This is a genomic window from Lysinibacillus sp. FJAT-14745 (assembly GCF_001275675.1).
GTDB lineage: Bacteria > Bacillota > Bacilli > Bacillales_A > Planococcaceae > Lysinibacillus.
This window is the reverse complement of the sequence record NZ_LITM01000006.1, coordinates 589,431-595,309: the sequence shown is the minus strand read 5'-3', so window position 1 is coordinate 595,309 and position 5,879 is coordinate 589,431. Positions and strand designations below refer to the sequence as shown.

The 5,879-nt window shown below is 37.7% G+C and carries 6 protein-coding genes and 4 pseudogenes; 8 read left to right on the top strand and 2 right to left on the bottom strand.

Going from position 1 to position 5,879, the window contains the following annotated elements; genetic code table 11:
• Positions 1-540: 540 nt before the first annotated feature.
• The 7 genes and pseudogenes from AMS59_RS12970 (at position 541) to AMS59_RS12950 (ending at position 3,132) form a co-directional block, all read left to right on the top strand.
• Positions 541-735, top strand: coding sequence for a hypothetical protein (locus AMS59_RS12970; RefSeq protein WP_053484140.1), 195 nt, complete (start codon positions 541-543; stop codon positions 733-735).
• Positions 732-970 (top strand): annotated as a pseudogene (gene tnpB, locus AMS59_RS27000) (IS66 family insertion sequence element accessory protein TnpB); the annotation flags it as partial. The gene AMS59_RS12970 and the pseudogene tnpB (AMS59_RS27000), both read left to right, overlap by 4 nt.
• Before the next feature lies 1 nt (position 971).
• A partial coding sequence (tnpB, locus tag AMS59_RS26330) for an IS66 family insertion sequence element accessory protein TnpB (protein ID WP_234007765.1) occupies positions 972-1,163 on the top strand: 192 nt, incomplete at its 5' end.
• Positions 1,164-1,225: 62 nt separating this feature from the next.
• Positions 1,226-2,014 (top strand): annotated as a pseudogene (locus AMS59_RS26325) (transposase); the annotation flags it as partial.
• A 4-nt stretch (positions 2,015-2,018) separates the two neighbouring features.
• Positions 2,019-2,547 (top strand): annotated as a pseudogene (locus AMS59_RS26320) (transposase); the annotation flags it as partial.
• 47 nt (positions 2,548-2,594) lie between these two features.
• A pseudogene (locus AMS59_RS24280) lies at positions 2,595-2,854 on the top strand (transposase); the annotation flags it as partial.
• 8 nt (positions 2,855-2,862) lie between these two features.
• A complete protein-coding gene (locus tag AMS59_RS12950) occupies positions 2,863-3,132 on the top strand; it encodes a transposase (protein ID WP_369814327.1) in 270 nt (89 codons plus the stop codon).
• Between the two features lie 273 nt (positions 3,133-3,405).
• Here the strand turns inward: AMS59_RS12950 and AMS59_RS12945 are convergent, their stop codons facing one another.
• Entirely contained in the window at positions 3,406-4,143 is a 738-nt protein-coding gene (locus tag AMS59_RS12945; protein WP_234007764.1) for a serine hydrolase, read from the bottom strand.
• Between the two features lie 499 nt (positions 4,144-4,642).
• Here AMS59_RS12945 and AMS59_RS12940 point away from each other — a divergent pair, with 499 nt between their 5' ends.
• Positions 4,643-5,578, top strand: coding sequence for a bile acid:sodium symporter family protein (locus AMS59_RS12940; protein ID WP_053484135.1), 936 nt, complete (start codon positions 4,643-4,645; stop codon positions 5,576-5,578).
• Positions 5,579-5,685: 107 nt separating this feature from the next.
• On the opposite strand, the gene AMS59_RS26315 is transcribed toward AMS59_RS12940, so the two are convergent.
• Positions 5,686-5,879 (bottom strand): hypothetical protein (locus tag AMS59_RS26315; RefSeq protein WP_234007763.1); only part of this gene is annotated, 194 nt, incomplete at its 5' end.

Here is a 5,879-nt window from a genome sequence, read left to right as displayed (position 1 = left end):
AATGAACAAATGGTTAGCAGCTCTGCCTAGTTATTTCAAGCAATGTCTTGATCTTTCAGGGTGCGAAAGTTGAGTAACTAATTAATTTATCGCCTTTAGTCAATGTATAATAATTTAAAACATATTCCAATTTTTTGAAATCAATCACTTCTTCTGACTTTTTGACTTCCTCACTAATTTTTTCTTTTGTAGGAGCTTTTTTCTCAATTTCAACCTTTGCTTCTTGCGCAGGTTATTTTTGCTTCACTTCATCAGCCTCTTGTATATTTTCTTTTGGTGAAGTTGATTCATCAGAACAACCAACCATTACAATTAATGCTGCAGATAAAATTAATGATAACTTCTTTCACATGTATATACCCCTTATATTTTTCATCCAAGGGTAATATTACCATCTAATGTATATCTTCACCACATATATTCATAATTTGTTTCCACAATGTCCAAAAGAATATCGTAAGCCCGTAATCAAATAACGCATATAAACAACCTGGCACCTCCGGTACGATAGATGTATCTATCTAAGGAGGTGCTTTCCTTATGCCAACTAACAAATTAACCATTGTACCAGTTAAACTGGATCCCATACCAGCTGAAACAACCTCGTCTCATTCTTTCCAACAGACAGCTGGGCCAAGCTGTGTGATTAAAACTGCTGCGGGCGAAATCTCCTTCTTCAATGGCATAGATGAGCACATCATTCAAGCTGTAATGAAGGAGCTGATTCAAAAATGAAGCATGATTTTACGCGCGTGCAAAATATTTATATTGTCTGCGGGAAAACTGACATGCGTAAAGGGATTGACGGTCTAGCGACCCTCGTTCAGGACTCGTTTGAACTAGACCCTTATGGTGACTCGATTTTCTTATTTTCAGGTACAAGTAAGGACCGTTATAAATGTCTTTATTTTGACGGTGACGGCTTTGCGCTACTTTATAAACGTCTAGATAATGGCAGGCTACAATGGCCNTATAAATGTCTTTATTTTGACGGTGACGGCTTTGCGCTACTTTATAAACGTCTAGATAATGGCAGGCTACAATGGCCCAAAAATGAAAAGGAAGTACGAAATCTATCTCAACAAGAATTGCGTTGGTTATTGGAAGGTTTATCTCTTCAACAACCGAGGGCAATTCAGAAATCTGCAAAAGGTGTCTTTTAATCACTACTTTCTAAATGGTATAATTAACCGCAGATAATTTGAACGGAAATGTGGTGAACAAGATGAGTATGGAAACAACAGAAAAATTAATTCACTTATTAGAAGAGCAACTCGCTGTTATGAAGCAACAAAACGTAGAGCTTTCTAAAAAGTTAGACGTGTCACTCGCCCAAAATAAATACTTGTCTGAACAAGTTCGCCAGTTAACCAAAATGATTTATGGTTCGCGCTCGGAGAAGTCAAAATACCAGCCGCCAGATGGACAATGTTCGTTATTCGATGATGATCCGTCTTTTAATGGGTCTGAGCAAACAGAAGAACAAAGCACGGAAACTGTGACGTATACAGTGACCCGTTTAAATAAAAAGAAAAAGCGTAACGATTCATTCGTAGAAGGTGTGGAAGTGGAAGAAATTCACCATCACCCAGTAAATCTCCAATGTGACTGTTGCCAAAGTCAGCTACATGAAATCGGCTCCACAATTACCCGTGAGGAAGCAGCGTTTATTCCGGCCAAGTTGGTGCGTGTGCAGCATATTGAGCATGCCTATGAGTGTAAGCAATGTAAAAAAGATCGTGAACAAAATCAGTTTATTCAACGTGGAAAAGCGCCGATGGCAGTGATTCCTCGTAGCATTGCAGGACCAACGGTGTTGGCGAAAGTCATCTATGATAAATTCTCACTCTACCTACCACTTTATCGCCAAGTAAAAGAATGGGCACGTACGGGTTTAATCACCAATGATAAAAATCTTTCGAATTGGGTGATTCGTGTTGCAGAAGAGTGGCTATTACCAATTTATGAAGAGATGAAAAATGTCCTTTCGGTCAAAACGCTGCTTCATATTGATNGAGATGAAAAATGTCCTTTCGGTCAAAACGCTGCTTCATATTGATGAAACTGTTGCCCAAGTATTGAATCGTTCTGATGGAAAGCGAGCACAATCAAACGCGTATAACTGGGTATTCCGAACAGTCCCAACTGAGGGGCCAGTAATCATTCTATTTGAACATGCGTTAACGCGAAGCCGAACGGTATTGGAGGAATATTTGGCCGATTTTGAGGGCACCATTATTTGTGATGGCTATTCTGCCTATGATAAGTTACCCAACATCACATTCGCCAACTGTTGGGCGCACGTTCGACGTTATTGGTTAAAAGTCGATAGCAAGAACGGACGTATTGGTTTGGCCTACTGTAATCAGCTCTACGCTTTAGAGCAAAAATTCAAAGGGCTGCCGCCGAAGCAACGTCGAAAAATGAGATGGCGCTACGCAAGACGGGTCATTCGGAAGTTTTTTAACTGGCTCGAAAAGTCTCAATTCTTTGGCAAAAACGCATTAGCCACAGCAACAGAGTATACGTTGAACAGAAGAAATGAATNTTTAGAGCAAAAATTCAAAGGGCTGCCGCCGAAGCAACGTCGAAAAATGAGATGGCGCTACGCAAGACGGGTCATTCGAAAGTTTTTTAACTGGCTCGAAAAGTCTCAATTCTTTGGCAAAAACGCATTAGCCACAGCAACAGAGTATACGTTGAACAGAAGAAATGAACTAAAAGCATTTTTGTATAATGGGCAAATCGAAATCGATAATAATCCAGCCGAAAATGCGATCCGTCCAACCGTGATTGGAAGGAAGAACTGGCTCTTCTCTGTCAGTGAGGCGGGTGCAAAAGCCAATGCAATCTGNTGGGCAAATCGAAATCGATAATAATCCAGCCGAAAATGCGATCCGTCCAACCGTGATTGGAAGGAAGAACTGGCTCTTTTCTGTCAGTGAGGCGGGCGCAAAAGCCAATGCAATCTGCTTAAGTCTAGCGGAAACAGCAAAAGAGAATGGTGTAGATTTCTATAAATACCTCGTCAAGCTTTTGACGGATTTACCCAATCTCGCAATTCATCAACAACCAGAATTATTACAAGAATACATGCCTTGGTCCGAGTCGATTCAAGCTACATGTGCATAATAAAGCCAGCTATCTGAAAAAAATATCAGAAAGCTGGCCATTTGTCGTGCGTGCCGTGAGGTGCGCATATTTTTTTGAATTCGGGCTTACAGAATATCCCTCATGTTCTAGTTTTAACACGCCATCTAAAAAGTGACGAGCTTTGATAAGTAATTATGCCTCGGAACAATTGCGTTTAATCATTTTCTATCTTGTTGCTCCACGCCAATTACGAATTAAAGGAATAAGGTGAAGCATGATAGATTAGTCTACTTCATTTTTTGTTGGCAATACTTATAAATCTTTTGATTTTTGTAGACTTTCTAATAAGGCAATTCCTATCCTCTCATCATCATTTCTACCTAATCTATAATTGGCCAAAACTACGGAGGCAACTTTCTTTTCTTTATCAATTCCTAAAAATGAACTAAAGCATCCTGTTCCACCTCCATGTAACATAACATTATTGTTTTTCTTTAAAAGCCACCATCCAAGACCCATATCATATTTCTTTGTTCCATTTCCATGTTTTTTATGACAAAGAGACAAATATGGTTTATCTTCGTAAATATTTATTTTTGCATATTTAAGTAAATCCTCAGCAGTTGAACTTATTGCACCCGCAGGTGATATAAGATTTTCTTTGTTCCATTTCCAGTTGCCACAATCATTATTTTTTCTGTCATAACCATGTAAATTATTATTTGATGTGCCTAAATAAGTATCGCTTAGTCCAAGCTCATTATAAAGAAAATCATTCATAGTGTCCCAATATCCCCTGCCTGATACATTCCCCAACCCATACCCAATAAGAGATATACCGAAATTTGAGTATTTCCATGAATAATCCATTTCTTTCAATTTATTTTTTTCAATTAGCATTTTCATTTTGTTAAAATTCATATTTAACGGATTATTCTTATTTAATTTACCAGTGCCAAGAATCAAATCTAAAAATAAGCTAGAATATTCACGTTTATTTAATGGCAGACTTGCCGAATATCCTGAAGAGTGAGTAGCAAGACGGAGCAATGTAGGATAATACTCGTCTTCCTTAAGTTCAATAAGAAAACATGAAGTGGCTTGGCTTGTTGTGTGTTTATGAAATGCCGCTCGATTTATTTTTCTACTGGCATTTTAATCATTTCCATATTGATCCTTACAATAAAAATAGGACTACCCTCATTTATAACGAAAGCCCTGAAATCCTTTGATATTCGTAGTATACTCATCGTAATCGTCCACAAAAAACTAGACAGCCGCTCCAATTGCGATTAGTTACGTCACAAAAACGGTTGCCTTTTAGATGATTCAATCCGTCAATTTTTCACGAAATACACTCTATCACCTAAGATTATGTTTTAGGTCGTGGTGATTTTCTTAAGTTGCGTCAAGGCATTATAACTTTATTTTCCTAAATATTACGAAAATAGAATCAAATTATATTAATTGATTATTCTAACTATTGATTAAATTCAGTATTCGATATATAGTTTTACTATGTTAGTAAAATATTACATAGAGGTGTTACATGAAAGTTTTAGAACGTTTTAGTCAATTTATTAGCAACACGTTTGCAATTTGGGTGCTTCTTTTTGCAGCACTTGCCTTTTTTATTCCTAGTGGATTTTCTTGGATTGGGGCGTATATCACGACATTACTTGGTATTGTGATGTTCGGTATGGGATTAACAATTACAGTTGCGGACTTTAAAGAAGTTTTAACTAGACCGAAAGATGTGGCAGTTGGTGTAGTTGGTCAATTTCTAATCATGCCAATTTTAGCCTTTTTATTGGTGAAACTATTCAACCTTCAACCGGAAATTGCAGTTGGTGTTATATTGGTAGGTTGTTGCCTAGGAGGTACATCTTCAAATGTCATGACGTTCCTTTCAAAAGGAGATGTGGCATTATCGGTGACTGTTACATCCATCACAACTTTATTAGCCCCGATCGTTACACCTGGACTTATTTATTTATTCGCAAGTGAGTACATTGATGTTGCACCTAGTGCACTTTTTATGTCGATCGTCAAAGTAATTATTATTCCGATTGCATTAGGCTTCATTGTACAAAAGTTCTTTAACAAGCAAGCCAAAGCAAGTGTGAGAATAATGCCACTTGTTTCTGTAGTAGCCATTGTGGCTATTGTGGCTGCTGTTGTTGCGGGCAATCAACAAAAGATTGCTGAAACTGGTTTAATTATCTTCGCTGTTGTTGCTTTACACAATTGTTTAGGTTACTTAATCGGGTATTTGTTTGGAAAGATCTTCGGTATGAACTTAGCGAAAAAGAAAGCTATTGCAATTGAAGTAGGGATGCAAAATTCGGGCCTAGGTGCATCTTTAGCCGTTGCACATTTCTCTCCATTAGCAGCAGTACCAAGTGCGATTTTCAGTGTATGGCATAATATATCAGGTCCGATATTAGCAACCATTTTTAGTCGTATGAAAGATAAGGATAAGTGAATAAGATTCAACACATAGCATTTAAATGTTCAAAAACTCTGGAAGCCTTAGCTTTTCAGAGTTTTTATTTTTTGTGAGAAGTAAGTTTTACTCACTTAAAAAACTAATTATCTATGTATGCTCAGCGATATAGCATATACCCTGAGGTAAACCTTGCTCCGTTCGTGCAGCGATACTATACTCATTTTTAACTGTTCAATTGCTATGGGATAATCCTTATTCTTTGTAAGCCCGAATTCAAAAAAATATGCGCACCTCACGGCACGCACGACAAATGGCCAGCTTTCTGATATTTTTTTCA

What these genes read in the sequence shown, in the direction of transcription:
- AMS59_RS12970 (WP_053484140.1), top strand. Translation starts at nt 541, where the DNA reads ATGCCAACTAACAAATTAACCATTGTACCAGTTAAACTGGATCCCATA.
- AMS59_RS12940 (WP_053484135.1), top strand. Translation starts at nt 4,643, where the DNA reads ATGAAAGTTTTAGAACGTTTTAGTCAATTTATTAGCAACACGTTTGCA.